The organism is Brachybacterium aquaticum (assembly GCF_014204755.1).
Lineage (GTDB): Bacteria > Actinomycetota > Actinomycetes > Actinomycetales > Dermabacteraceae > Brachybacterium > Brachybacterium aquaticum.
In genome coordinates, this window is sequence record NZ_JACHLZ010000001.1 from 1,742,800 (window position 1) to 1,766,672 (window position 23,873).

24 protein-coding genes, 1 tRNA gene and 1 pseudogene are annotated in these 23,873 nt (G+C 73.1%); 10 read left to right on the forward strand and 16 right to left on the reverse strand.

The window, feature by feature from the left end:
• The first annotated feature begins 4 nt into the window (after positions 1-4).
• Both HNR70_RS07755 and malQ read left to right on the forward strand, forming a co-directional pair.
• Positions 5-1,612, forward strand: coding sequence for a dolichyl-phosphate-mannose--protein mannosyltransferase (locus HNR70_RS07755; protein ID WP_184325132.1), 1,608 nt, complete (start codon positions 5-7; stop codon positions 1,610-1,612).
• A gap of 79 nt (positions 1,613-1,691) precedes the next feature.
• The gene (malQ, locus tag HNR70_RS07760; RefSeq protein WP_184325133.1) at positions 1,692-3,812 is read left to right on the forward strand and encodes a 4-alpha-glucanotransferase; all 2,121 of its coding nucleotides are present in this window, start codon (positions 1,692-1,694) and stop codon (positions 3,810-3,812) included.
• A gap of 18 nt (positions 3,813-3,830) precedes the next feature.
• On the opposite strand, the gene HNR70_RS07765 is transcribed toward malQ, so the two are convergent.
• The 5 genes from HNR70_RS07765 to HNR70_RS07785 all read right to left on the reverse strand — a co-directional run bounded on the left by HNR70_RS07765 (position 3,831) and on the right by HNR70_RS07785 (position 7,227).
• On the reverse strand, positions 3,831-4,307 hold the full coding sequence (locus HNR70_RS07765; protein ID WP_184325134.1) for an S-ribosylhomocysteine lyase: 477 nt from the start codon (positions 4,305-4,307) through the stop codon (positions 3,831-3,833).
• 29 nt (positions 4,308-4,336) lie between these two features.
• The gene (locus HNR70_RS07770) at positions 4,337-4,894 is read right to left on the reverse strand and encodes a LysR substrate-binding domain-containing protein (protein ID WP_184325135.1); all 558 of its coding nucleotides are present in this window, start codon (positions 4,892-4,894) and stop codon (positions 4,337-4,339) included.
• A 9-nt stretch (positions 4,895-4,903) separates the two neighbouring features.
• Positions 4,904-5,767, reverse strand: a complete 864-nt coding sequence (locus HNR70_RS07775) for an alpha/beta fold hydrolase (protein WP_184325136.1) — start codon at positions 5,765-5,767, stop codon at positions 4,904-4,906.
• Positions 5,764-6,489 (reverse strand): alpha/beta fold hydrolase, encoded by a 726-nt coding sequence (locus tag HNR70_RS07780; RefSeq protein WP_184325137.1) that lies wholly within the window; start codon positions 6,487-6,489, stop codon positions 5,764-5,766. The genes HNR70_RS07775 and HNR70_RS07780 overlap by 4 nt, the downstream gene beginning before the upstream one ends.
• Positions 6,490-6,603: 114 nt before the next feature.
• Positions 6,604-7,227 (reverse strand): hypothetical protein, encoded by a 624-nt coding sequence (locus HNR70_RS07785; protein ID WP_184325138.1) that lies wholly within the window; start codon positions 7,225-7,227, stop codon positions 6,604-6,606.
• Between the two features lie 149 nt (positions 7,228-7,376).
• Between HNR70_RS07785 and HNR70_RS07790 the strand changes: the two genes are divergently transcribed.
• Positions 7,377-7,751, forward strand: a complete 375-nt coding sequence (locus HNR70_RS07790; protein ID WP_184325139.1) for a hypothetical protein — start codon at positions 7,377-7,379, stop codon at positions 7,749-7,751.
• 9 nt (positions 7,752-7,760) lie between these two features.
• Here HNR70_RS07790 and HNR70_RS07795 read toward each other — a convergent pair whose 3' ends face one another.
• The 7 genes from HNR70_RS07795 to HNR70_RS07825 all read right to left on the reverse strand — a co-directional run bounded on the left by HNR70_RS07795 (position 7,761) and on the right by HNR70_RS07825 (position 13,939).
• Positions 7,761-8,366, reverse strand: coding sequence for a CueP family metal-binding protein (locus tag HNR70_RS07795; RefSeq protein WP_184325140.1), 606 nt, complete (start codon positions 8,364-8,366; stop codon positions 7,761-7,763).
• A gap of 119 nt (positions 8,367-8,485) precedes the next feature.
• A tRNA-Ala gene (locus tag HNR70_RS07800) sits at positions 8,486-8,558 on the reverse strand.
• A 114-nt stretch (positions 8,559-8,672) separates the two neighbouring features.
• Positions 8,673-9,584, reverse strand: coding sequence for an inositol monophosphatase family protein (locus HNR70_RS07805; RefSeq protein ID WP_184325141.1), 912 nt, complete (start codon positions 9,582-9,584; stop codon positions 8,673-8,675).
• Positions 9,585-9,606: 22 nt separating this feature from the next.
• The gene (locus HNR70_RS07810) at positions 9,607-10,935 is read right to left on the reverse strand and encodes a D-arabinono-1,4-lactone oxidase (RefSeq protein WP_184325142.1); all 1,329 of its coding nucleotides are present in this window, start codon (positions 10,933-10,935) and stop codon (positions 9,607-9,609) included.
• On the reverse strand, positions 10,932-12,179 hold the full coding sequence (locus HNR70_RS07815; RefSeq protein ID WP_312857609.1) for an alanine racemase: 1,248 nt from the start codon (positions 12,177-12,179) through the stop codon (positions 10,932-10,934). The genes HNR70_RS07810 and HNR70_RS07815 overlap by 4 nt, the downstream gene beginning before the upstream one ends.
• A gap of 46 nt (positions 12,180-12,225) precedes the next feature.
• On the reverse strand, positions 12,226-13,224 hold the full coding sequence (locus HNR70_RS07820; RefSeq protein WP_184325143.1) for a hypothetical protein: 999 nt from the start codon (positions 13,222-13,224) through the stop codon (positions 12,226-12,228).
• A gap of 100 nt (positions 13,225-13,324) precedes the next feature.
• Positions 13,325-13,939, reverse strand: coding sequence for a GNAT family N-acetyltransferase (locus tag HNR70_RS07825; RefSeq protein ID WP_184325144.1), 615 nt, complete (start codon positions 13,937-13,939; stop codon positions 13,325-13,327).
• 95 nt (positions 13,940-14,034) lie between these two features.
• Between HNR70_RS07825 and HNR70_RS07830 the strand changes: the two genes are divergently transcribed.
• On the forward strand, positions 14,035-14,727 hold the full coding sequence (locus HNR70_RS07830) for a 5-formyltetrahydrofolate cyclo-ligase (protein WP_184325145.1): 693 nt from the start codon (positions 14,035-14,037) through the stop codon (positions 14,725-14,727).
• Between the two features lie 104 nt (positions 14,728-14,831).
• Positions 14,832-14,975: pseudogene (locus HNR70_RS16495) on the forward strand (FmdB family zinc ribbon protein); the annotation flags it as partial.
• A 14-nt stretch (positions 14,976-14,989) separates the two neighbouring features.
• Here HNR70_RS16495 and HNR70_RS16500 read toward each other — a convergent pair.
• Entirely contained in the window at positions 14,990-15,142 is a 153-nt protein-coding gene (locus tag HNR70_RS16500; RefSeq protein ID WP_376768841.1) for a hypothetical protein, read from the reverse strand.
• 144 nt (positions 15,143-15,286) lie between these two features.
• On the opposite strand from HNR70_RS16500, the gene HNR70_RS07840 reads away from it, so the two are divergent.
• The 3 genes from HNR70_RS07840 to HNR70_RS07850 are packed head-to-tail and all read left to right on the forward strand — an operon-like array spanning position 15,287 to position 17,399.
• Positions 15,287-15,931, forward strand: a complete 645-nt coding sequence (locus HNR70_RS07840) for an SAF domain-containing protein (protein WP_184325147.1) — start codon at positions 15,287-15,289, stop codon at positions 15,929-15,931.
• Positions 15,932-15,990: 59 nt separating this feature from the next.
• Entirely contained in the window at positions 15,991-16,401 is a 411-nt protein-coding gene (gene mscL / locus HNR70_RS07845; RefSeq protein WP_184325148.1) for a large conductance mechanosensitive channel protein MscL, read from the forward strand.
• Between the two features lie 20 nt (positions 16,402-16,421).
• Positions 16,422-17,399, forward strand: a complete 978-nt coding sequence (locus HNR70_RS07850; protein WP_184325149.1) for an iron-sulfur binding domain-containing protein — start codon at positions 16,422-16,424, stop codon at positions 17,397-17,399.
• A gap of 33 nt (positions 17,400-17,432) precedes the next feature.
• Here the strand turns inward: HNR70_RS07850 and HNR70_RS07855 are convergent, their stop codons facing one another.
• The 3 genes from HNR70_RS07855 to HNR70_RS07865 form a co-directional block, all read right to left on the reverse strand.
• A complete protein-coding gene (locus HNR70_RS07855; protein ID WP_184325150.1) occupies positions 17,433-17,942 on the reverse strand; it encodes an amino-acid N-acetyltransferase in 510 nt (169 codons plus the stop codon).
• Complete coding sequence (locus HNR70_RS07860) at positions 17,939-18,820, reverse strand: DedA family protein (RefSeq protein ID WP_246375178.1); 882 nt, start codon at positions 18,818-18,820, stop codon at positions 17,939-17,941. The genes HNR70_RS07855 and HNR70_RS07860 overlap by 4 nt, the downstream gene beginning before the upstream one ends.
• A gap of 173 nt (positions 18,821-18,993) precedes the next feature.
• Entirely contained in the window at positions 18,994-21,606 is a 2,613-nt protein-coding gene (locus HNR70_RS07865) for an ATP-dependent Clp protease ATP-binding subunit (RefSeq protein WP_246375179.1), read from the reverse strand.
• A gap of 326 nt (positions 21,607-21,932) precedes the next feature.
• Here HNR70_RS07865 and HNR70_RS07870 point away from each other — a divergent pair, with 326 nt between their 5' ends.
• Together HNR70_RS07870 and HNR70_RS07875 are read left to right on the forward strand one after the other, a co-directional pair.
• Positions 21,933-22,175 carry a DUF6458 family protein gene (locus tag HNR70_RS07870; RefSeq protein WP_184325151.1) on the forward strand — a complete coding sequence of 81 codons (243 nt, stop codon included), beginning with the start codon at positions 21,933-21,935 and terminating at the stop codon, positions 22,173-22,175.
• A 147-nt stretch (positions 22,176-22,322) separates the two neighbouring features.
• Complete coding sequence (locus HNR70_RS07875; RefSeq protein ID WP_184325152.1) at positions 22,323-23,804, forward strand: malate:quinone oxidoreductase; 1,482 nt, start codon at positions 22,323-22,325, stop codon at positions 23,802-23,804.
• Positions 23,805-23,873: the final 69 nt, after the last annotated feature.

Consider the following 23,873-nt stretch of genomic DNA (forward strand, 5'->3'; position numbering starts at 1 on the left):
CCGCGTGCACACGCAGGAGGAGCAGGACGCGAGCCACCGCGCCCCCGTCCAGGACGAGCCGGGCGCGCTGCTGGCCTCCTACCGGCGTCGGCTGCGGGTCTCGGACCTGCCCACGGGCCGCCTGTTCTGGGCGGCGGCGATGGCGGTGCTCGGCCTCGCGCTCGTGCTGCGGCTGTGGGGCCTCGGGCAGATCGACGAGCTGATCTTCGACGAGACCTACTACGTCAAGGACGGCTACACCCTCACCCAGCAGGGCGTGGAGATGAACTGGCCGGACGAGCCGGACGCCGCCTTCGAGGCCGGGGACGTGGACACCTACGAGCCGACCGGCGCCTACGTCGTCCACCCGCCGCTCGGGAAGTGGCTGATCGGGCTCGGCATGTCCGTGCTCGGGGCCGACAGCCCCTGGGGCTGGCGGATCTCGTCGGCCGTCCTGGGCTCCCTCGCGGTGCTGATGCTGACCCTCATCGCGCGGCGCCTGTTCCGCTCCACCACCGCCGGGCTCATCGCCGGGTTGCTGCTCGCGGTGGACGGGATGGCGATCGTCCACTCGCGCACGAGCCTGCTGGACCCGTTCGTGATGGTCTTCGCGCTCGCGGCCTTCGGGGCGCTGCTCGTGGACCGCGACCGCTTCCGCGAGCGGCTCGCCCTCGCTGCGGCGCAGATGCACACGAGCGCCGAGGCCCCTCCCCCGCTCGGGGTGTCCGGCGGGCTGCGGCCCTGGCGGTTGCTGGCCGGGATGCTGCTGGGGATGGCGTGCTCGGTGAAGTGGTCGGGGCTCTACTTCCTCGCGGTCTTCGGGATCATGACGGTGCTGTGGGACTGGTGGGCGCGGCGCACGATCACCCAGCGCGACTGGCTCGCCGGCGGGCTCGTGCGCGACGCGATCCCCGCGTTCTTCGCGATGGTCGGCACGGGGATGGTCACCTACCTCGCCTCGTGGGCGGGCTGGTTCGCCTCCTCGGTCGGCTACAACCGCCACCTCGCGGCGGCCGACGGGGTCGCCACAGGCAACGGCATCCTGGACTCCCTGCTGTCGCTGTGGCTGTACCACCGCCAGGCGTACGAGTTCCACGTGGGGCTGGACACCGAGCATCCCTATCAGGCGAACCCCCTCGGGTGGCTGCTGCAGATCCGGCCCACGAACTTCTACTACCGCTCCTACGAGTACGGGGAGCACGGCTGCGAGGTCGCCAAGTGCGGGGCGCACATCCTCGACGTCGGCAATCCGCTGATCTGGTGGCTGGGGACCCTCGCGATCCTCGTCACGCTCGTGGTCGGGATCGTGCACCGCGACGGCCGGGCGTTCGCCGCGCTCGCGGGCCTCGTCGGCGGCTACCTGCCGTGGCTGATGTACACCGACCGCACGATCTTCACGTTCTACGCGATCGCCTTCGAGCCGTGGCTGATCCTGTGCCTGACCTACGTGCTGTGCCTGATCATCGGGCCGGAGCACGCCGACCGGGACCGGCGTCTGGCCGGCGGGCTGTTCGTCGCCTCCCTGCTGACGCTCATCGTGCTGGTCTCGGCGTTCTTCTGGCCGATCTGGACCGGGCAGGTGCTGGACCTGGAGCAGTGGCGCTACCGGATGTGGCTGCCCAGCTGGACCTGAGCCGGACCACAGCGGGAGCTGAACGGCAACCCCGCCGAGCCGTTTCGGAGAGCCCCCGCGCGGCCGTTATCATGACGCCATGTCCTCGGATTCCTCAGCGCTGCGAGATCTAGCCCGCGACCTCGGTGTCAGCACCCAGTACTGGGGGTGGGACGGCACCCTCAAGGACGTCGCCGACCCCACCCTGCACGCCGTCCTCGCCGCCCTCGGCGCGCCGGTCTCCTCCCACGAGGACATCGCCGCCGTCCGTGCGGAGCGGGAGCGTCGCCCCTGGACGCGCACCCTGCCACCCGTGACGGTGATGCGCGAGGACCGCGACTCCAGCGTGCCGGTCCAGGTCGAGCACGGCACGTCGGTCGCGATGCACGTGCGGCTCGAGGAGGGGGGCCGCGTCGATCTCGCCCAGGGCGAGGACTTCACCCCGCCCTATGAGCTGGAGGGCACCCTGCGCGGCAGGGCCCGCTTCCACCTGCCCGCGGGGCTGCCGCTGGGCTGGCACCGCCTGGTCGCCGAGACGTCCGCCGGCCCCGTCGAGGCCGACCTCGTGGTCACCCCCGCCCGCCTCACCGTGCACGAGCAGTACGCCGCGAAGCGTGCCTTCGGCCTGCAGGCGCAGCTGTATTCGGTGCGCTCCGAGCGCTCCTGGGGCATCGGCGACCTCGCCGACATGCGCGATCTCGCCGCGATCTCCGGTGCCCGCCACGGCGCCGACTTCCTGCTGGTGAACCCCCTGCACGCCTCCTACCCGACCCCGCCGGTCGAGCCGTCCCCGTACCTTCCGGTGACGCGCCGCTTTCCCGGGGCGCTGTACCTGCGCATCGAGGACGTGCCCGAGTTCCGCGAACTGCCCGAGTTCTCCCGCCAGAAGGTGGAGCTGCTGCGCGGCGAGGTCGCCGACTGGAACACCCGCACCGACCGGCTCGAGCGCGATGCGGTCCTGCGCGCCAAGCTCTCCGCCCTCGAGGAGCTCGTCGCGGTACCGCTGACCGCGGGGCGCCAGGCGCTGCTGGACGCCTACCGCGCCCGTGAGGGGCAGGGCCTGGAGGACTTCGCGCTGTGGTCGGCGATCGCCGAGGCCGTGCGCGGCACCCCGGACGAGACCGTGCTCGAGGACCTGGATCCGGCGACCCTCGAGCGCGCCCGCACCGAGCTCGCGAATCGCATCGAGTTCCACGTGCGCGTGCAGTGGTGGATGGACGAGCAGCTCGGCGCCGCCCAGGCCGCCGCCCGCGACGCCGGCATGCGGATCGGGATCATGCACGACCTCGCCGTCGGCGTCGAGCAGATCGGCGCGGACTCCTGGGCACTGCGGGACGTGCTCGCCGGCGGCGCGGCCGTCGGCGCTCCCGCCGACCAGTACAACCAGCAGGGCCAGAACTGGCACCAGCCGCCGTGGCACCCCGAGCACCTGCGCGAGGCGTCCTACCGCCCCTGGCGGGACATGCTGCGCACCCTCATGCGCCACGCCGGCGCGCTGAGGATCGACCACGTGCTGGGCTTGTTCCGGCTGTGGTGGATCCCCGAGGGCCACGAGGCGGCCGACGGCGCCTACGTCTCCTACGACCACGAGGCGATGATCGGGATCCTCGCGCTCGAGGCGCAGCGCTCCGGCACCCTGATCGTGGGCGAGGACCTGGGCACCTTCGAGCCGTGGGTGCGCGACTACCTCGTGGACCGCGGGATCATGGGCACCTCGATCCTGTGGTTCGAGTACGACGGCGAGGGCCGTCCGCTGCGCGCCGAGGACTACCGCACGCTGTGCATGGCCTCGGTGAACACGCACGACCTGCCGCCCACGGCCGGCTACCTCGCCGGCGACCACGTCACCCTGCGCCACGAGCTCGGTCTCCTCGAGCGCAGCCTCGAGGAGGAGCACGCGGCCGACGCCGCCGGGCGCGAGCAGGTGCTGGACGTGCTGCGCGGCGAGGGGCTGCTGGCTGAGGGCGCGGACATCGAGGAGACCGTCATCGCCCTGCACCGTCACCTGTCGCGCACCCCGTCGATGCTGCTCGGGGTCTCGCTCGTGGACTGTGTGGGCGAGCACCGGATCCAGAACCAGCCGGGCACCGACGAGGAGTACCCCAACTGGCGGATCCCGCTGGCCGACGCCGAGGGGCGGCCCGTCTCCATCGACGGCATCGCCGCCGATCCGCGCACCGCGCGCCTGCTGGCGGCGGTGCGCGAGGGGATCGGCGGCTGAGGGGTCAGGCGGTGAGGGTCAGGCGGTGACCTGCCCCCAGCTGTCGCGCTCGGCGAGGAAGGCGCGGGCCGCGGCCTGCGCGCCCTCGAGGGTGTGGTGAGCGCCCCAGCCGCACTGCACCTCGTTGGCGGCGGGCACCTCCGTGGCCGCGACCACGTCGTTCAGCGTCGCCTCGAGCACCGGGGCGAAGTCCTCCGGGGTGTGGTCGCCGACCAGCAGCGCGTAGAAGCCGGTGCGGCAGCCCATCGGGGAGACGTCCAGGACGTCGCCGGTGTGGTTGCGCATGTGCTCGGCCATCATGTGCTCGAGCGAGTGGACCGTCTCGGACTCGAGATGCTCGACGTTCGGCTGGGTGAAGCGGACGTCGAACTTGGTGAGCACATCCCCGCCGGGCAGCTCCTTGCGGTCGGCGATGCGGATATAGGGTGCCGCGACGGTGCGGTGGTCGAGGTTGAAGCTCTCGACGTTCATGCGCTGGGGCGTGTTCTCGGTCATGGGGGCTCCTTCGGTGAGGGGGTCGGGTCTCAGCGGCTCGAGCGGGCGGTGCGGCCGCGCACGACGCCGACGAACTCCTGGCGCACCGGGTCGTCGGCCGCGCGGGGCCAGGCGAGCGCGATGCGGGTGGGGGTGCCATCCCGCAGAGGGCGGGAGACGGCGTCCTTGCGATGGTGCAGCCGCGCCACGGACAGCGGCATGCGGGTGTAGCCGACGCCGGCGGCGACGACGGCGACGCGGTCGGCGGCGTCGTCCTCGTGCGCGGCGGGGATCTCGGTCTCCTCGGCGAGGTCGTCCTCGCCGATCTCGTCGAGCAGGCTCAGCACGTTCTCGTCGCCCACCACGATCGCGGCACGCTCCTCCCACAGCGGCACCATGTGCAGGGCCTCGGTCGCAGGGCCGTCCGGGAGGGGCAGGCGCACGAAGCACATGTCCACCTCGCCCTCGGCGAGCGCGGCGTGCTGGCGCGACAGCGGAACGGGGACCAGCTCGAGCCAGGCCTCGCGGCGTCCGGACTTCCAGCGGCGCATGAAGCGGTCGGGCTCGACGCCCGGCACGAAGCCGACGCGCAGGGTGGTGGAGTGCATGGCCCCAGCCTAGAGGCCCGCGGGCGCTTCGGCCGACGGGGCAGCGCTCTCGCGCTGGGCCGACGCGGCAGCGCTCTCGCGCTGGGCGCGCGCGAGGACCCGCAACAGGTCGGCGGTGAAGCGGTGGGCCTGGGCGAGGTTCACCATGTGGTTGCCGTACGGGAGCAGCTCGAGGCGGCCGCGCGGGGCGGCGGCGACGAAGGAGCGCTCGTGCAGGCGCAGCTGCTCGGCGCGGCCGTGGAGGAACGTCACCGGCTCACCGATCCGCGCGAGGTCGGCGCGCAGGTCGAGGAAGGCGACGTCGGCGAAAGCCGGAGCCACCACCGAGATGTCGGCCCGGCCGCCGCGGAGGTAGGCGCGGGCGCCGTCCTCCCCCAGCAGCCACGTGAAGGGGAAGGAGCCCTGACCGGTGCGCATCGAGGGCAGCAGGTCGGTCGCACCGATCAGGGCCGCGTAGAGGCGGGCGGTGAGCGGGGTGGGCTGCACTGCGGCGCCGCAGGCGACGAGGGAGCCCAGCGGGGACGGGACGCCGAGGTGGTGGGCGTCGCTGGAGAGCCGGGCGGCGGCGTGGATCGCGAGCATGCCGCCGAGGGAGCTGCCGACGAGATGCGCGGGGTACCCCGCCCGCTCCGACGCCTCCCTCACTGCGTCCTCGATCGCCGCGACCGCGGCCTCGAGGGTGAACGGCTCCTCCCGCCTGCTGCCGTGTCCGGGCAGATCGGGGGTCACCACGAGGTGCCCGGCAGCGCGCAGCGAGGGGACCTGCGGGTCCCACTGGCTGTGCGAGGTGCGGGTGCCGTGGACGAGGACCACGGGCCAGGGGCGGGACGGGGCGCCGGCGGCCCGCCCCTCGATCACCGCGTTGCCCGTCATGCCCCGACTCCGACCGGCACGTCCACCGCCCTCGCGCACCGCCGCAGCACCTTCGCGAAGCGCTTGGGACGCGAGAGGTTCGCGATGTGGCCCGCGTCCTCGAGGATCACCAGCTCCCCGTCGCGGGCGGCCTCGAGGAACAGCGACTCGTGGCGGCGGAAGGGGTCGTGCTCGCCGTTGACGAAGGTGAGGGGCACATCGATCGCGGCCACGTCGGCGAGCAGGTCGAGGGAGCCGATGATGCGCACGACGGTGCGGATCACCCCGTGGGCGCGTCCGCCGCCGTAGTAGCGCCGGGCCGCCTTGCGGGTGTGCTGCCGGGCGAAGGCGCGGGCCACGCGGGCGTCGGAGTCCCCCGGCAGCCAGTCCTTCATCGTCATCCACAGTCCGTACAGCCGCGCCGTCGCGGGGCCGGGCACGATCGTGCAGTCAGCCGCGACGACGGCGGCGAGACGGCCAGGATGCGTGCCCGCGTAGTGGAGGGTGAGAAAGCCGCCGAGGGACAGTCCGGCCAGCAGCGGCGGCTCCTGGCAGCGGCCGACGGCCTCCTCGATCGTCGCGAGCGCGCCCTCGAGGGTGAAGGGCTCTCCGCGACGCCTGCCGTGTCCGGGCAGGTCCGGGGCGATGACCTCGTAGCCGCGGTCGCGCAGGCGGCGCACCTGGCCCTTCCACATGGTGCGGGAGGAGCGCACGGCATGGACCAGCACGATGCTCCGGGTCATGGGGCTCCTCCCCGTCGGCCGGACGGCCCGGGACCTCCGGCGCCGCAAGCGAGCCCGCCCGGGCGTGACTCGTCGCCCGCGCGGAACTCCCGGACGGAGCGTACCGGGTGCGGCTCAGCGCGCGGTGTCCAGCTTCCAGACCACGGGGCGGTCGGCGTAGTCGGTGCCGGCGGCCATGTAGTGCACCTCGGTGATCTCGGTGCCGGACGGGGCGAGGAAGAAGACGCACACCTGGACCGTGGAGCCCTCGTCGAAGTCCTCCGGCACCGTGCTGTCGCAGGGCCAGAACCCGCCGTCGGGCCCGGGCTCCACGTCGACGTTCGCCAGGTAGTCGCGGGACGGCTCGCCGCCGCGGGCGAGGGCGTGGACGTCGCCGAGCAGCGGCGTTCCGGCGAGCCGGGCCGACGAGGGATCCACGCCCGCCAGGTCGACGGTGACGAAGTAGGGGACGAGGTCAGGCTCCTGCGCGGCGATCTCGAGCGCGGCGATGTCCGTGCGCGGCCGCTCCCGGACACCGGTCACCGCGAGCTCGACCAGGACGGGGGTCGTGGTCGACGCGGCGGAGGGGTCAGGCGCCGCGACCACCGCGCTCTCCCCGAGATCGAGGACCGTGCCGGGTGGGACGCTCCCGTCGGCCGACGCCGAGCCGCAGCCGGCGAGCAGGAGCGCCGCGAGGAGCAGGAGCACCGGGGCGAGCAGCGCGCAGCGCCGGGGCCCGGCGGTGCTGCGGTGCTCCATGGCGTCCCCTCGGATGTCGTGGTCGTCCTCGACCCTGCACGGCCCGCGGGCGCGCGCGGCCCGGCCTGCGGACGTGCGCGGCAGTCTCGCCGCGCCCTCCCCCGCTGCCCAGGCCTCCGGGCGTCGGGGTGCGCGGCTAGCCTGGGCGGATGCCGAGCTTTCGCATGCACCTGCCGATCGGTCACCTGCGCCAGGGCGTCACCCCCGCGGACGTGCTCCGCGAGGCGGCGGACGCGCTGTCGGCGCTGCACGTCGTGGAGTCGAAGGACGTCGAGGCGCCGCTCGTCGCGGGCCGCCGGATCGGGCGGGTCGTGCTCCGCTTCGGCGTGGAGCCGAGCAGCACGGCCGACGAGGACGCCGCCGCCCGGGCCGCCCTCGCCGCGGTCGTCGCCCACCTCGAGGAGCGGGTGGGGACGATCGCCCCGGCGAGCGCGGTGGTGCTCACGCGCGGGCACGCCGGGCGCTTCCGGCCGATTCCCCCGTCGGCCGCGCAGGGCGGTGTCGCGGGGTTCGAGCTGCCCTGATCTCCTGGATCAGGCCTCGGTGAGCTGCAGCGTGGTGAGGCAGGTGGCGCCGTCCTCGCCGGTGGAGATCTGCTGGGTGCCGCGCAGGCCGTCGGCGGTGGTGATCTCGACGGTGCCCTTCACGTCGGCGGGCAGCCACATGGCGACGTAGCCGTTCTCGTAGGTCGTCATCGGCTCGTCGACGAGGAGCTCTCCGGTCGCGTCGTCGGTGACCTTCACCGTCACCTCGGTGTCGGCGAGCTCGCCGCGGCAGGTGGTCAGCGAGTGGTGGAAGCAGTCGTGGGTCTGCTGGACGTACGGGGCGATGGAGAGATGGAAGCCCGCGTCCAGCGGGAGGGTGATCTCCCGCGTGTCGTCAGCCAGGACGAGCTCGTCCGGACGGACCGAGGCGAGCAGGTCGGTGGGCTGCTCGTCCAGCGGCAGCGCCTCCAGATGCTCGACGATCTGCGTGGCGTCCATGCCGGCGAGGTCGTGGGCGGCGAGGAAGGCGGCGGTGGTTTCGGTTCCGGTCCCCGCGCCGGTGCACCCGGCGAGCAGGAGGAACGCGGCACCGCCGGCGGCGAGCAGCGTGCGGCGGGCGGGACGGGGACGGCGGGTGCTGGGGGTGCGGGTCACGGTCTCCATGATCCGCGCGGGGCCCCGCCCTCTCCCGGGGCCTCGGTCCCGACGGACCTGCCGGGGATGCGAAGAACCCCCTGGCCAGTTTCCTGACCAGGGGGTTCCAGGGAGTTTTGTGGAGCTAGGGGGATTCGAACCCCCGACCTTCTCATTGCGAACGAGACGCGCTACCAACTGCGCCATAGCCCCTCATCGCGGTGCGACCCCGACAGATTAGCACCCGTGCGGACCGGCCGAGGACCCGGCCGGGCCCGTCTTGACGAAGGTCACAGCCGCGCGGCTCGGTTCCGGCTCAGGTCCGGCTCAGTCGGCGTCGCGCTCGCTGTCGCCCTCCGCGTCCCGCAGCGACTGCAGCTCGTCCTGGAGCCGGTCGAGCACCTCGAGTCGTGTCTCGCCCGTGCAGGCGACGTAGGCCGGCTGGAGATGATCGGGACGCTCAGCAGCGGTGGCATCCGTGCGTGCGTCGCGGCCGGGCCAGGTGCGCACGGTCCCGCCGGCGCGGCGCAGGATGTGGAACCCGGCGGCGACGTCCCAGGGGTTGATGGTGCCGAGCGCGGTCGCATCCGCCCAGCCGGCGGCGACGTAGGCGAGCTCGAGCGCGGCGGTGCCGAGATGGCGCACGGCGGAGACCCCGTTCGCGAGCTCCAGGGAGGCGCGGCCGGCGAACTCGGGGAACTCCTTGCCGACCCGCTGGCCGGGGAAGCCGGTGAGCACCAGCGCATCGGCGGCATCGTGTGTGGCGCGGGGGCTCAGCTCCTTGCCGTTCAGGGTCGCGGGCCCATCGGCCGCGGCGAAGACCTGACCGAGGATCGGGGCGTCGATCACCCCGGCGACGAGCTCGTCGCCCACGGCCACGCCGATCGAGATGCAGAACAGCGGCAGACCGGCGGCGAAGTTGCTGGTGCCGTCGATGGGGTCGACGTAGAAGCTCACCTGCTCCGGGACCGCTCCCCCGTCGGCCGGGCGCTCGCCGCCCTCCTCGCCGACGATGCGGCAGGTGGGCAGCAGGCGGCGCAGCTCGGAGACGATGATCTCCTCGGCCGCGCGGTCGTGCTCGGTGACGATGTCGTGGCTGGAGGTCTTGTACTCCCGGGCGAGGTGGTCGCGGTCGAGGCCGCGCAGGTACACGGCGGCGGCGTTCGCGGCGGTGATCGCGTACTCGAGCAGCAGCGACGGCGTCGGGGCGGGCGGGGTGCGGAGCGCGGAGGTGGTCACCCCGCCAGGCTAGTGCGGCCGCTCAGCGTCCGAGCAGACGGTCCAGGTACGGCGTCATGAGCAGTCCGTCCGGATCGACGGCGCGGCGCACGGCGGTGAAGTCCGCGAAGCGCGGATAGAGGCGGGAGAGCTCCGCGGCGCCAAGCCAGTGCAGCTTGCCCCAGTGCGGGCGGGCGTCGAAGGGGGCGAGGGTGTCCTGCACGAGGCGCAGGTAGGGGCCGGCGTCCTCGCGGTGGTAGCGGTGGGCGGCGAGGTAGACGCTGTCGCGGCCGTGCGCCGTGGACAGCCACACGTCGTCGGCCGCGACCCGGCGGATCTCGAGCGGGAAGGTGACGCGCACGTCCTCCGCCTCGAAGCGGGCCGGGAGAGCGGCGAGCGCCTCCTCCGCCCGCTCGGCCGGGAGCGCCCATTCGGACTCGTGGAAGCGCACCCGGCGCGGCGCCGCGTACACCGCGGGCGAGTCGTCCACGATCCCCGGCCCCGCGAAGGCGCGCGAGGCGATCTCGGCGACGGGCCGGCTGAGGGGCGGGACCATGGCGGCGCCGCGGCACATCACCTCGAAGGCGCCGTTGCCGAGCACCTCGCGCTGGAGCAGCTCGAGGGCCCGGGCGGGTCGGTGGCGCTCCGCGGTGGCGGGCAGGCGGCGCATGGTGCGCACGGTCGCGCGGTCGGTGCGCGGGAACCAGAAGATCTCGTGGTGGTCGGCGAGGGCGGAGTCGGCGAGGAAGGAGCCGATCGCCTCGCCGGCCGGGACGGTCGCCTCATGGAGTGCGAGGCGGTAGGCGGGTACGCACTGCAGCGTCACCTCGAGGATCACGCCGAGGGTGCCGAGTCCTAGCCGGGCCGCCTCGAACAGGTGCGGCTCACGCTCGGGAGAGACGTCGACGATGCTGCCGTCCGGGAGGGCGAGGCGCAGCGCCCGCACCATCCCGGCGAAGCCGGTGAGGCGGGCGCCCGTGCCGTGGGTGCCGGTCTGGATCGCGCCCGCGATGGACTGGCGGTCGATGTCACCCATCACGGAGAGAGCGAGGCCGTGGGGTGCCAGGAGCTCCGCGATCACCCACAGTCTCGTGCCGCCGCGCAGGGTGACCAGGCCCGTCGCCGGATCGGCGGAGACCAGGCCCTGGTGCTCATCGAGGCTCAGCAGCACCCCGTCGGTCGCCACCAGCGGGGTGAAGGAATGACCGCCGCCCACGACCCGCAGCGGGAGGCCGCGCCGCCGGGCGAGCGCGAGGGCGGAGAGCACCTCGTCCTCGCCGCGCGGGGTGAGGACCTGCTGCGGGGTGAAGCGGGCGGAGCCGCTCCAGTTGCGGTGGGTGTGCCGACCCGGGCGGGCCACGAGGGCGCTCACAGGAACGCCGCCCCCTCTCCCCGGTACGTCGGCGCGGTCCCGACGATCGCGTCCCCGGCCACGAGCACGTAGTGGGTGACGTGCTCGGCGGGCTCGCCGGCCTTCGCGTGGCGCAGCCACACCGTGTCCCCGACGCGCAGGTGCTCCGCGGCGGGGCCGACGACCGGGGTCTGCACCTCCCCCGCCGCCTCCTGCGGGGCGAAGGCGAGGCCGATGGGATGGTCGATCGTGGGCAGGCGGTCCAAACCGGGGACGCCACTGGCGACCCAGCCGCCGCCGAGGAGGGTCGCGACCTGCGGGGCGGGGCGGCGCACCACGGAGACGCCGAGGTGGAGGGCCGGCTGCGGGGAGAAGTCCCGGTAGCGGTCGAACAGGCCCGGACCGATCAGTCCGGACCCTGCGGCGATCTCGGTGACCGCGGACTCGGCGGCGGTGGAGGAGACCGATCCGGTGCCGCCGCCGTTGACGAACTCGAGCGGCACGATCTCGGAGACGGCCGCGACGGCCTCGGCGCGGCGGGCGGCGATGTCCGGGATCGCCAGGCGCTTCATGGTGCGCACCGCGGCGCCGTAGGGGGTTCGGGCGGCGTCGGTGACCCCGGCGACGTGGCCCTCGTAGGCCATCATCCCCACCAGCTGAAGGTCCGGGCGGGCGGTGATCTGCTCGGCGAGGGCACGGGCCTGGGCGGCGCTGCGCAGCGGGGAGCGCAGCGCGCCGAAGCGGACCCCGGGCACGGGCGCGTAGGAGACGTCCAGCTCGAGGGCAAGGCGGATCCGCGCGCCGGAGGGGCGGGGGCGCAGGTCCGCGGTGGCGTCGAGGATCAGGTCGAGGTGGGCGGTCTCGTCGACCATGAGGGTGATCGCCGCGAGCGCCTCCGGGGAGGCGGCGAGGCGGCGCAACGCGCCCCGCTCGGCGGTCGGGTAGGCGACGACCACGTCGCGGGCGCCGTGCTCCACGAGCCACAGCGCCTCGGGGAGGGTGTAGGCGAGGATCCCGGCCCAGCCAGGGCGGGCCAGGACCCGGTCCAGCAGGGCGCGCACGCGCAGGGACTTCGAGGCGATGCGCAGGGCGGTGCCGGCGGCGCGGCCGGTCCCGCCGGCGCGGCGCTCGAGGTCGGTGGCGTTGGCGTCCAGCGCGTCGAGGTCGAGGACGGCGACGGGACGCTCGGCCCAGCCCTCGCGCTCCAGCAGCGCGGTGAGGGAGGCGAGGTCGCGTGCGAGGCGGGGCGCTCCGGGGGCGGTCACGACGTCGTGCCCTGGGTCCGTGGCCTGGAGGGTGCCGCCGGGACCGTCAGGCCCGTCGGCGGGCGAGGACCTCGTCCAGGCCGAGGTCCTGGGCGGGGGCGAAGGACTCGTCGATCGCCTCGAGCTCCTCGACACGACCGCTCTCGAGCGGGGTGGTGGCCGGCATGACGCTGCGGCGGTGCATCGCGTGGCGGGTGCCGAGGTCGTCGACCTCGCCGCGCAGCGCGTAGGTGGGCCGCGGCACGGGGCGCGGGGTCCACTCGCCGGGTCGGGTGACCTGGGCAGCGGCACGCTCGGAGCCGGCCTCGAGGTCCGGGACGGAGCGGACGGCGATGTCGGCGCGCAGGGAGATCGTCGCGGCGGCGGTGCGGGCAGTGACGGCGGAGGCAGCAGTGGCGACAGCGGCGGCCGACGGGGTCTCGTCGGCCCCGCGGGTCTCCTCGGCGCGGGCGACCGACTCGGACGGGCGCTTCGCGGCGAGCGCGCCGCGGCTGCGGCCCTCGGCTCGCAGGCGGGCGGTCTCCCGCTCGGCGCGCTCCTGGCGGGCGCGGCTCGCCGCTTGGGTGGCGCGGGCACGGCGCTCGAGCTCCGCACGGCGCAGGCCGACGAGGTAGACGGCGAGGCCGGCCACGCCGAGCAGCGGCACCCACCAGGCCACGACCTGCGCGACGGCGAGGCCCACCAGCAGGGCGGTCGCGACGATGAGGACCGCGAGCACGACGCGCAGCAACCGGCGGGAGCGGTCCCGCTCGACGGGCGGGTCGATGCGGGTGCCGGGCGAGGCGTCGAAGCGAGGCCGACGGGTGGGATCGGCGGGGCGCATGAGCAGACGGTCCTGGGACATGGGGGAGGTCACCTCGGCAGACGTGCGGCGGGCGTGGACGGCCGCGGAGAGATCCCGCGCCTGCGGGGTCATCTCGGCCTTCTCGGCAGCACGGGCACGGCCCATGACTTCGCGCCGGGCGGCGGTGCGCGGCAGCGCATAGGTCAGCCACAGCAGCAGGAGAATGCCGAAGAGGACTGCCCCGAGATTGATCGACTCCACACGCACACCTTAATGACACCGTTGTGATTCCCCTGGTCGCGCCGCGGGCGTGTCGGCGGGAAATTCCGTGGGCCGCGCCACGGGGAAACGCCCCCGGCGATCATCGGGAGGGGAATTCTCGACGGAGGCGGCCGAGGACCCCGCGCCCCGTGTCGTCGGTCCGGACCTCCTCCGCGGTGAGGGCGAAGACGAGATGATCGCGCCAGGCCCCGTCCACGTGGATCGCCGAGCGGCGCATCCCCTCCGGGCGCAGGTGCAGCTTGTCCACCACGCGCAGGCTCGGGCCGTTCTCGGGCCGCACCGTCACCTCGATGCGGTGCATGCCGAGCTCGGCGAAGAGATGGTCGATGAGCAGGGCCGCCGCTCTCGGCACGAGACCACGGCCGGCCTGCTCGCGATCGACCCAGTAGCCCAGCACCGCGGAGCGCACGGCGCCGTACTGGATGGGCCCGGCGGTGATCTGCCCGGCCAGCCGTCCGTCCGCGACGATGGCGAGCGGCAGCGCGGCACCGAGCCGCGCCTGCTGTGAGGACCAGCGGCGCAGGGTGCGGAAGTCGGGGGCCGACGCGCCGACGAGCGGGTCCGTCGCGTCCCACGGCCGCAGCCAGTCGGCGTTGCGGGCGCGCAGCTGCTCGAAGTCGGTGCTGTCGCGGCGGCGCAGGGGCCGCAGGGTGAGCTCCTCGTCGCGCAGGACCAGGGGCCACACGTGAACCATCGCGCCATCGTAACGGCGCAGGGCGCCAGCCCTTCGCACGGCAGCGGTCCTGGGACCGCTCCCCCGGGCGGGCCCTGCTGTGGGAGCCTGAGGTCATGGACGAGCACGCGCACGAGAACCCGTCGGCCGAGGCCTCCCGACGCAAGCAGGACCTGCGCCGACGGCTGCGGTCCGCGCGGACCGAGCGCTACGGCGGGGAGGCGGGCGCCGAGCGCCGACGCGAGGAGGCGGAGCGCCTCGCCGCCCATGCCGCTCCCCTGCTCGCACTGGTCGACGAGCTGGTCGCCGCGTCGCGAGCGGCCGGGGACGACTCCCCCGCGCCCCGCGTCTCCGCCTACCACCCGACCCCGACCGAGGCCGACGTGATGCCGCTCGCGCGTCTGCTCGCCGAGCATGGTGCCGAGCTGGTCTTCCCCGCCGCCTCGAGCGGCGAGCAGCTCGATTGGGTGCTGTGGGACGGGTCCTCGGAGTTCCTCCCCTCCCCCGGCAGGGGCTTCGGCCGCGAGCCGGAGGGGCCACGGCTGGGGACCGAGGCGCTGACGACCGTCGCCCTGGTGCTCGCTCCGGCGCTCGCCGTGGACCTGGGCGGCACCCGGATTGGGCACGGTGCCGGCTACTACGACCGGGCGCTGACCACGATCCCCGATGAGGCGCGCGTCGTCGCGGTCGTCCACCCCACCGAGCTGCTCGAGGCCGGGACGCTGCCGCGCGAGGAGCACGACGTGCCGATCCCTGAGGTCCTCACCGCCGAGGGGCTCGTCTCGCTGGTCACCTCCGCGCGACCCTGACGGCCGCCCGGACGTAGAATCGTCCCCGGCCGGCCCGGCTCCTCCCGAGCGCTCCTGCTCCGAGCCCGCCCGGCCCCGCACATCGATCATCCCGGAGGACCCGCGTGCCCACGTACGTCTACGCCTGCAAGAACTGCGGACATCGCTTCGAGCAGTACCAGAGCTTCAGCGAGGACTCGCTGACCACCTGCCCCGAGTGCTCGCAGGAGGCACTGCGCAAGGTCTTCGACTCGGTGGGCATCGTCTTCAAGGGCCCGGGCTTCTACTCGACCGACTCCGCCACCTCCGGTGCGTCGACCGTGTCCTCCTCGAGCGCCTCGAGCTCGTCCTCGGACAGCGCCTCTTCGGACAGCTCGCCCTCGAGCAGCACCGCGTCGAGCAGCACCGCGTCGAGCAGCACCGCGTCGAGCAGCACCGCGTCGAGCTCCTCGCAGCCGGCCGCCGCGGCCTCCTGAGCCGCCGTCCCTGAGCGGGCGACCTCTCCTCCACAGAGCGCGGCCGTCCACAGCAGTCGCCTCGGGCTCTCGGAGCGGGGGTGACGCGGCCTAGCGTCGGCGGCATGCTCTCCCGGCTCCGCCCCCAGCTGCCCCTCTGGCGCCGTGCCCTGCGCAGGAGGCGACACACCCTCGTGGTCCTCGCCCTCGCGGCCGCGGCCGTCCTGGTCCTCCCGGCGCTCGTGCCCGCGTCGGTGACGGGCGTGGACACCGTGGTCGCCGCCGCGGACCTCCCCGCCGGCACCGTCCTCGCCCCCGAGCACCTCCGCACCGTGCGCGTCGCCCCGGCCCTGGTCCCCGAGGACGCTGCCCGCAGCACCGAGGAGCTTCTCGGCGCCGAGACCGGCGTCGCGATAGCGGCCGGGCATGCGCTCCTGCCCTCGATGCTCGACGCCGCACGCGCCCCGACGGTCCCCGACGGGCGGGCGCTGATGGCGGTGCCGGTCCCCGATGTCCTCACCCCTCACCTCGCGCCGGGGACCCGCATCGAGCTGCTCACCGCGGATCCGATGACAGGGACCACAGCCCGGATCCCGGCCGACGTGGTCGAGGTGATCACGGGCGGGTCCGACGGCGGCGTGACCTCCGGATTCGGGACGGAGGGCCCTGCGCGGGCGAGCCAGGCGCTCGTCACCGTGGAGCGGGGCCGTGCAGGAGAAGTCGCTCACGCTCTCGGCGCGGCAACTGTCACGATCGCCGTGATCGGTTAGAGTCCGTGCGAACCGCGTCTGCGGCACCTCCTCATCCCCGACCCGAGAAGGATCTCCCCATGAAGGGCTTTAAGGACTTCGTCATGCAGGGCAACGTCATCGATCTCGCGGTCGGTGTCGTGATCGGCAGCGCGTTCACCGCGCTGATCGGCGCGTTCGTCGACAACCTGATCCAGCCTGTCATCAACGTCTTCGGCGGCACGAACGTCAACGGCCTCGCGTTCCAGATCACCAACGAGGCGACCGTCATCGACCTCGGCGCGATCCTGTCCGCCATCATCTCGTTCCTGATCACCGCCGCAGTGGTCTACTTCGTCTTCGTCCTCCCGATCTCCCAGGCCCGCAAGATGGACCGCAAGCGCCGCGGCCTGCCCGAGGAGGAGGAGAGCTCGGTGTCCGAGGACATCGTGCTGCTCACCGAGATCCGCGACGCCCTCACCGCGCGCGGCACCACCCCGCCCCAGGCCTGAGCCTCGCGGGAGCACACAGCATGAGCGATGCCGTGGCATCGCCCCACCACGACGCGGGTCGGGACCGAGAGGTCCCGGCCCGCGTCGTCGTCGAGGCGGCGATCTCCTGGTTCTCCCGCGCCCGACGCGATCTGCCCTGGCGGGAGGACGACGCCTCGGCCTGGTCGATCCTGGTCTCCGAGGTGATGCTCCAGCAGACCCCCGTGGTCCGGGTGCTGCCTCGCTGGCAGGAGTGGATGGAGCGCTGGCCCACCCCGGCCGATCTCGCCGACGCCGCCACCGCCGACGTGCTGCGGGCCTGGGACCGGCTCGGCTATCCCCGCCGCGCCCTGCGCCTGCAGGAGTGCGCCCGCGCGATCGTCGCCGAGCACGGCGGGGAGGTGCCGCGGGGCGAGGAGGCGCTGCGGTCCCTGCCCGGCATCGGCGAGTACACCGCCGCCGCGGTCACCGCCTTCGCCCACCACGGCCGCGCCGTCGTGGTGGACACGAACATCCGCCGGGTCCTGGCCCGGGCACGCCGGGGCCGCGCGCTGCCGGACCGCTCCTACAGCGCCGCCGAGCGCGCGCTCGCCACCGCCATGCTCCCGGCGGACCGGGAGGAGTCGGTGGCGTGGAACCAGTCGGTGATGGAGCTCGGCGCGCTGGTGTGCACGGCCCGCGCGCCGCGCTGCGAGCAATGCCCTCTCGCCGAGGTCGGCTGCACCTGGTACGCGGCCGGGCGGCCCGCGCCCGAGGAGGACACCCGTCGCCGCCAGCCCTTCGAGGGCACCGACCGTCAGCTGCGCGGGCGGATCATGGCGCTGCTGCGCGAGCACGGGAGCGCAGAGCCCGAGCAGCTCGCGGCCCTGGACCCCGCGGACCCGGCACGGGTGGTGCGCTGCGCGACCTCGCTGCTGAGCGACGGGCTCGCGGTGCGGGATCCCCAGAGTGTCACGAGTGCACAGGACACTGCGAGAACGCAGGACGAGCAGGATCTGCCTGCGCTGCGCCTGCCCTGAGCGCTCGGTCCCGGCCCGTCCGCTCCGGCCTGCTCACTCCGGCCGGTCGAGCACCTTGAGCATGCGGGTGTTGCCGAGGGTGTTGGGCTTGACCCTTGCGAGGTCGAGGAACTCCGCGATGCCCTCGTCCGGGGAGCGCAGCAGCTGGTTGTAGATCTCGGGGTCGACGGTCTCGGCCATCACCTCGAAGCCGTGGCGGCCGAAGAAGTCCACCTCGAAGGTCAGGCAGAACACGCGCTGCAGGCCCAGCTGCACGGCACGCTCCAGGAGCGACTCGAGCATCCGGTGGCCGAGACCCGTGCCGCGGTGGGAGTCGTGGACCGCGAGGGTGCGCACCTCGGCGAGGTCCTCCCACATCACGTGCAGCGCCCCGCAGCCGACGACCTCGCCGTCCTCGTCGACGGCGACGAGGAACTCCTGGATCGACTCGTAGTAGGAGACCAGATCCTTGCCCAGCAGGATGCCGGTATGGGTCATGGGCTCGACGAGGCGGTTGATCGACCGGACGTCGGCGGGGAGGGCGGGACGGATGGTGGGGGTCATTCGGCAGAGTCCTGGGAGTGGGGGGAGGTGGTGGTGCCCGCAGTGGTGGTGCCCGCAGTGGCGGGCTCGGGGGCAGGTGCACCGGCGGCGGGGGCACCGGCGGCGGTGGCGGTGGCGGTCGCCGCCTGTGCGGGGGCGGGCGCAGCGGGCTTCACATCGCCCGACGGCTCCTTCGCATCGGCCGACGGGTCCGAGGTGCCATCCGCCTGCTCGGCGGCCTCCTCGGCCTCGCGGCGCTCGGCGCGCCGGTCCAGCCACTTGTGCACGGCGGAGATCACGCGCTCGACGACGATCGCCATCGCGACGGCCGCGATGAGTGCGACGGTGATGGCCAGCAGGTGGTTGTCCTCGAACCAGGCCCCGGCCACGGCGCCGATGGCGCAGGAGTACACCGCCCACACGAAGGTGGACAGCAGCGAGCGGGGCCAGAAGTGGCGGTGGGGGTAGTGGACGGCGCCGGCGACGAGGTTCACGGCGGTGCGGCCGAAGGGGATGTAGCGGGCGGTCATGAGGAAGACCAGGGCGCGCTTGTTCAGTCCGTGCTCGGCGGCCTCGACGGCCTTGCGGCCCTTGCCCTCGCGCAGGAACCTGAAGCGCTCCCACCCGATCTTGTTGCCGATCAGGTAGCCGAGGTTGTCGCCGGTCCATGCGCCCATCCAGGCGGCGAGGCCGACCAGGAGGATCGCGGGCTGGCCACTGCTGGACCACAGCGAGGACAGGGTCACGATCGTCGACTCGCTGGGCACGCTGGGGAAGAACCCGTCCAGGGCCGCGAAAGCGTACACGATGAGGTGAACCCACCATGCGTCGGCGACCTGGAGGATCCAGTCCTCGATCACGCTGGTCAGCGAGAGCAGTCGATCGATGAACGAGCCCATGCGTCCTTCCCGTCCAGGGGTCCCGAGTGCGCCCCCTCGGGGTCGGGGCTGCGGGCTGATCCCGTCGCGGGGTGATCACCCCGACGGGAGCTTCCCACGCCCGGCTGGGTGCCGGCCGTGGGAGCGGCGTCGGCCCGGCCCCCGGGGTGCGGGGGCCGGGCCGACGGCGGTGCTCAGGAGGCGCTGGCCTCCGCGGCGTCCGTGTCCACGGCGCCGGTGTCCGGGGCGTCCGGGTCCGGAGCGCCCGCGCCGTCGGCGTGGGTCGCGTCCTCGGCCCGGGCCTGGGTCATGGTCTCCACGTCCACCACGTCGGAGATCGGCGACAGCGCACCGTCCTCGCCGCGGCGGGCGAAGGTGAGGTCGCCCAGGAGGCCCTCGCCCTCGGCATCGACCACGATCGTGTCGCCCACCTGGACCTGACCGAACAGGATCCGCTCGGAGAGGGTGTCCTCGATGTCGCGCTGGATCGTGCGACGCAGCGGACGGGCTCCCAGGACCGGGTCGTAGCCCTTCTCGGCCAGCAGGTTCTTCGCCGCCGGGGTGAGGTCGAGGCTCATGTCCTTGTCCTTCAGGCGACGACCCAGCTTCGCGACCTCGAGGTCGACGATCTGGATGATCTCGTCCTTGGACAGCTGCGGGAACACCACCACGTCGTCGACGCGGTTGAGGAACTCGGGCTTGAAGTGCTGCTTGAGCTCCTCATGGACCTTCGACTTCATCCGCTCGTAGTCGGTGGAGAGGTCGCCGCCCGCGGTGAAGCCCATGGACACGCCCTTGGCGATGTCCCGGGTGCCGAGGTTGGTGGTCATGATGATGATGGTGTTCTTGAAGTCCACCATGCGGCCCTGCGAGTCGGTCAGGCGACCGTCCTCGAGGATCTGCAGCAGCGAGTTGAAGATGTCCACATGGGCCTTCTCCACCTCGTCGAAGAGGACCACGGAGAACGGCTTGCGGCGCACCTTCTCGGTGAGCTGGCCGCCCTCGTCGTAGCCGACGTAGCCGGGGGGCGAGCCGAACAGGCGCGAGGCGGTGTGCTTCTCGCCGAACTCGGACATGTCCAGCTGGATGAGGGAGTCCTCGTCGCCGAACAGGAACTCGGCCAGGGCCTTCGCCAGCTCCGTCTTGCCCACGCCCGTGGGGCCGGCGAAGATGAACGACCCGCCGGGGCGCTTGGGATCCTTCAGACCCGCACGGGTGCGGCGGATCGCCCGGGAGACGGCCTTGATGGCCTCGTTCTGACCGATGACGCGCTTGTGCAGCTCGTCCTCCATGTGGAGCAGCCGTGAGGACTCCTCCTCGGTGAGCTTCACGATCGGGATGCCGGTCGAGGACGCGAGGACCTCGGCGATGACCTCCTCGGAGACGGTGGTCACCGCGTCGGACTCGCCGTGGCGCCAGGCCTTCTCCTTCTCGTCGCGCTCGGACTTGAGCTTCTGCTCCTCGTCGCGGAGGCTCGCGGCGAGCTCGAAGTCCTGCCCGTCGATCGCCTCCTCCTTGTTCTTGCGCGCCTCCTCGATGCGGGCGTCGAACTCCTTGAGCTCGGGCGGCGCGGTGAGACGGCGGATGCGCAGGCGGGCACCGGCCTCGTCGATCAGGTCGATGGCCTTGTCCGGCAGGAAGCGGTCGTTGACGTACCGGTCGGCGAGGTTCGCCGCGGCGACGAGGGCGCCGTCGGTGATGGTCACCTTGTGGTGCGCCTCGTAGCGGTCGCGCAGGCCCTTGAGGATCTCCACGGTGTGGGCCACGGAGGGCTCGTCGACCTGGATCGGCTGGAAGCGGCGCTCGAGCGCGGCGTCCTTCTCGATGTGCTTGCGGTACTCCTCGAGGGTGGTCGCCCCGATGGTCTGCAGCTCGCCGCGGGCCAGCATGGGCTTGAGGATGCTCGCGGCATCGATCGCGCCCTCGGCGGCACCCGCCCCGACGAGGGTGTGGATCTCGTCGATGAACAGGATGATGTCGCCGCGGGTGCGGATCTCCTTGAGAACCTTCTTCAGGCGCTCCTCGAAGTCGCCGCGGTAGCGGGAGCCCGCGACCAGGGAGCCGAGGTCGAGGGTGTAGAGCTGCTTGTCCTTGAGCGTCTCGGGGACGTCCCCGGCGACGATGGACTGCGCGAGGCCCTCGACGACGGCGCTCTTGCCGACGCCGGGCTCGCCGATCAGCACCGGGTTGTTCTTGGTGCGGCGGCTGAGCACCTGCATCACCCGCTCGGCCTCCTTCTCGCGCCCGATGACCGGGTCGAGCTTGCCCTCGCGGGCGGCCTGCGTGAGGTTGCGGCCGAACTGGTCCAGGACCAGCGAACCGGCGGGCTGGCCCTCGGCGGGGCCGCCGGCGGTGGCCGGCTCCTTGCCCTGGTAGCCCGAGAGCCGCTCGATGACCTCCTGGCGCACGGCCGACGGCTCGGCCTTGAGGCGGGAGAGCACCTTGACGGCGGTGCCCTCGCCCTCGCGCAGCAGGCCGAGCAGGATGTGCTCGGTGCCGATGTAGTTGTGGCCCAGCTGCAGCGCCTCGCGCAGGCTCAGCTCGAGCACCTTCTTGGCGCGCGGGGTGAAGGGGATGTGCCCCGACGGGGTCTGGTTGCCCTCGCCGATGATGTCCCGGACCTGCTCGCGCACCGCGTCGAGGGTGACGCCGAGGGCCTCGAGGGCCTTGGCGCCGACACCCTCGTTCTCGTGGATGAGCCCGAGCAGGATGTGCTCGGTCCCGATGTAGTTGTGGTTGAGAAGACGGGCCTCGTCCTGCGCCAGGACGACGACGCGGCGGGCCCGGTCGGTGAACCGTTCGAACATGGTCCTCCCCCATTCGGTGGTGGTGATGGATCGAGACTACGCGGATCCTGCCCGGATTCCCGCTCTGTTCGCCGCGGGCGTGACAGCCCGTGACTCGACGATGACCGGAGGGCGGCAGGCCTCCGGCCCCGTGCCCCGGTCCCCGGGCCCCGGGCCCCGGGCCCCGAAGCGACCCGACCCGCCGGTCGGGGTGCGCGGACGGCCACGACCCGCCCCGTACTATGACCTGGATCACTGCACCGCCCGTGTCGGGCAGGTGGTGAGCGGGACGCCGCGACGTCCCGGAGTTCCCGTCCCCTTCCCCTCTCTTCCCCCAGGAGTCCCCCATGGGCGCCATCGTCGGCGGCATCATCCTCTTCGTCCTCGGAGCCATCGCGCGCTTCGCCCTCGAGTTCGACCTCCCCGGGGTCGACTCCACCATGCTCGGCACGATCCTCATGGTCGCCGGTGCCGTGCTCTTCGTCGTCGGCCTCCTGCTCGCCCTGCGCTCGCGCCGCACCGTGGTGAACACGCAGAGCGCCCCGGGCCACACCGTCTCCGAGCGCCGGGACCCCCCTCCCGGGGTCTGAGCCCGGGACTCCCCCGTCCACTCCCGCGGGTGCCGCGCTCGGTCGCCCAGGTCCAAGGGATACCCTGGGCGGCGTGGCCGCCCGGCGTCGCGCGCAGCAGCGCCTCGCCGTCCGGGGCGGCCCCCGGGAGAGCTCGAACGGAGAGACATGGCAGACCTGGACGTGACCCGTGCGGATGCGGTGCTGATCGGCGGAGGCATCGCCAGTGCGACCCTCGCCGCGATGCTCACGGAGCTGGAGCCCGACTGGGACATCGTGGTGCTCGAGCGTCTGGACTCCCTGGGCGCCGAGTCCTCCGACGCGTGGAACAACGCCGGCACCGGGCACAGCGCCCTGTGCGAGCTGAACTACACCCCGCAGGACGTGGACGGCTCCGTCAGCCCCGCCAAGGCGATCTCCATCAACGAGCAGTTCCAGGTCTCGCGCCAGTTCTGGTCCCACCTGGTGGAGAACGACCGGATCGGTGACCCGTCCGAGTTCATCCACACCGTGCCGCACATGAGCTTCGTGCACGGCATGGAGAACGTCGACTACCTGCGCCGCCGCCACGAGGCGCTGGTGGCGAACCCGCTGTTCGACAAGATGCAGTTCACCACCGAGCACGCGCAGCTCGCCGACTGGGCGCCGCTGGTCTCCGAGGGCCGCCCGGTCACCGAGACCATCGCCGCGACCTGGTCGCCGGACGGCACCGACGTCGACTTCGGCGCCCTGACCCGCCAGATGCTCGCCCACGCCTCCCGCACCGGCACCACCGTCTCCACCGGCTCCGAGGTCGTGGATCTGCGCCGGATGGGCTCGGACTGGGGCGTCATGGTCCGCTCCACCGCGACCGACGCGATCCGCGTGGTGCGCGCGCCCTTCGTGTTCGTGGGCGCCGGCGGCTATGCACTGCCGCTGTTGCAGAGGTCGGGGATCGAGGAGATCCGCGGCTTCGGCGGCTTCCCCATCTCCGGCCAGTGGCTGCGCTGCACCGATCCGGAGACGATCGCCCGCCATGACGCGAAGGTGTACGGCAAGGCCGCCGTCGGCGCCCCGCCGATGAGCGTGCCGCACCTGGACACCCGCTACGTGGGCGGGAAGCGCTCGCTCATGTTCGGCCCGTACGCGGGCTGGTCCCCGAAGTTCCTCAAAACCGGCCGCTACACCGACCTGTTCGAGTCGATCAAGCCCTCGAACGTCACCCAGATGATGGCTGTCGCGCCGCCGAACCTGGACCTCATGGTCTACCTCGGCTCGCAGCTGGCCGCGACCTCCCACAAGCGCTTCGAGGCGCTGCTGGAGTACATGCCCGACGCGCGCGAGTCCGACTGGGAGGAGGTCACCGCCGGCCAGCGTGTCCAGGTGATCGCGCCGGACCAGAAGAAGCACGGCGTGCTGCAGTTCGGCACCCAGCTGATCACCGCGGCCGACGGGTCGATCGGCGGCATGCTCGGGGCCTCGCCGGGCGCGTCGACCGCCACCAGCATCATGCTCTCGATGCTGGAGAAGATGTTCCCCCAGCGCATCGAGACCTGGCGCCCGACCCTGCAGCAGATGGTGCCCTCCTGGGGCACGAAGCTGTCGGAGGACCCCGAGCAGGCTCACCGCACGCTCGAGCGCACCGCCGACACACTGGGCCTGACCCACTGACCACTCCGGACCGCTCACTGGTCCGGACCACCCTCCGGGGCCCGTCGGACCCCGGCCATCGACCCTCCC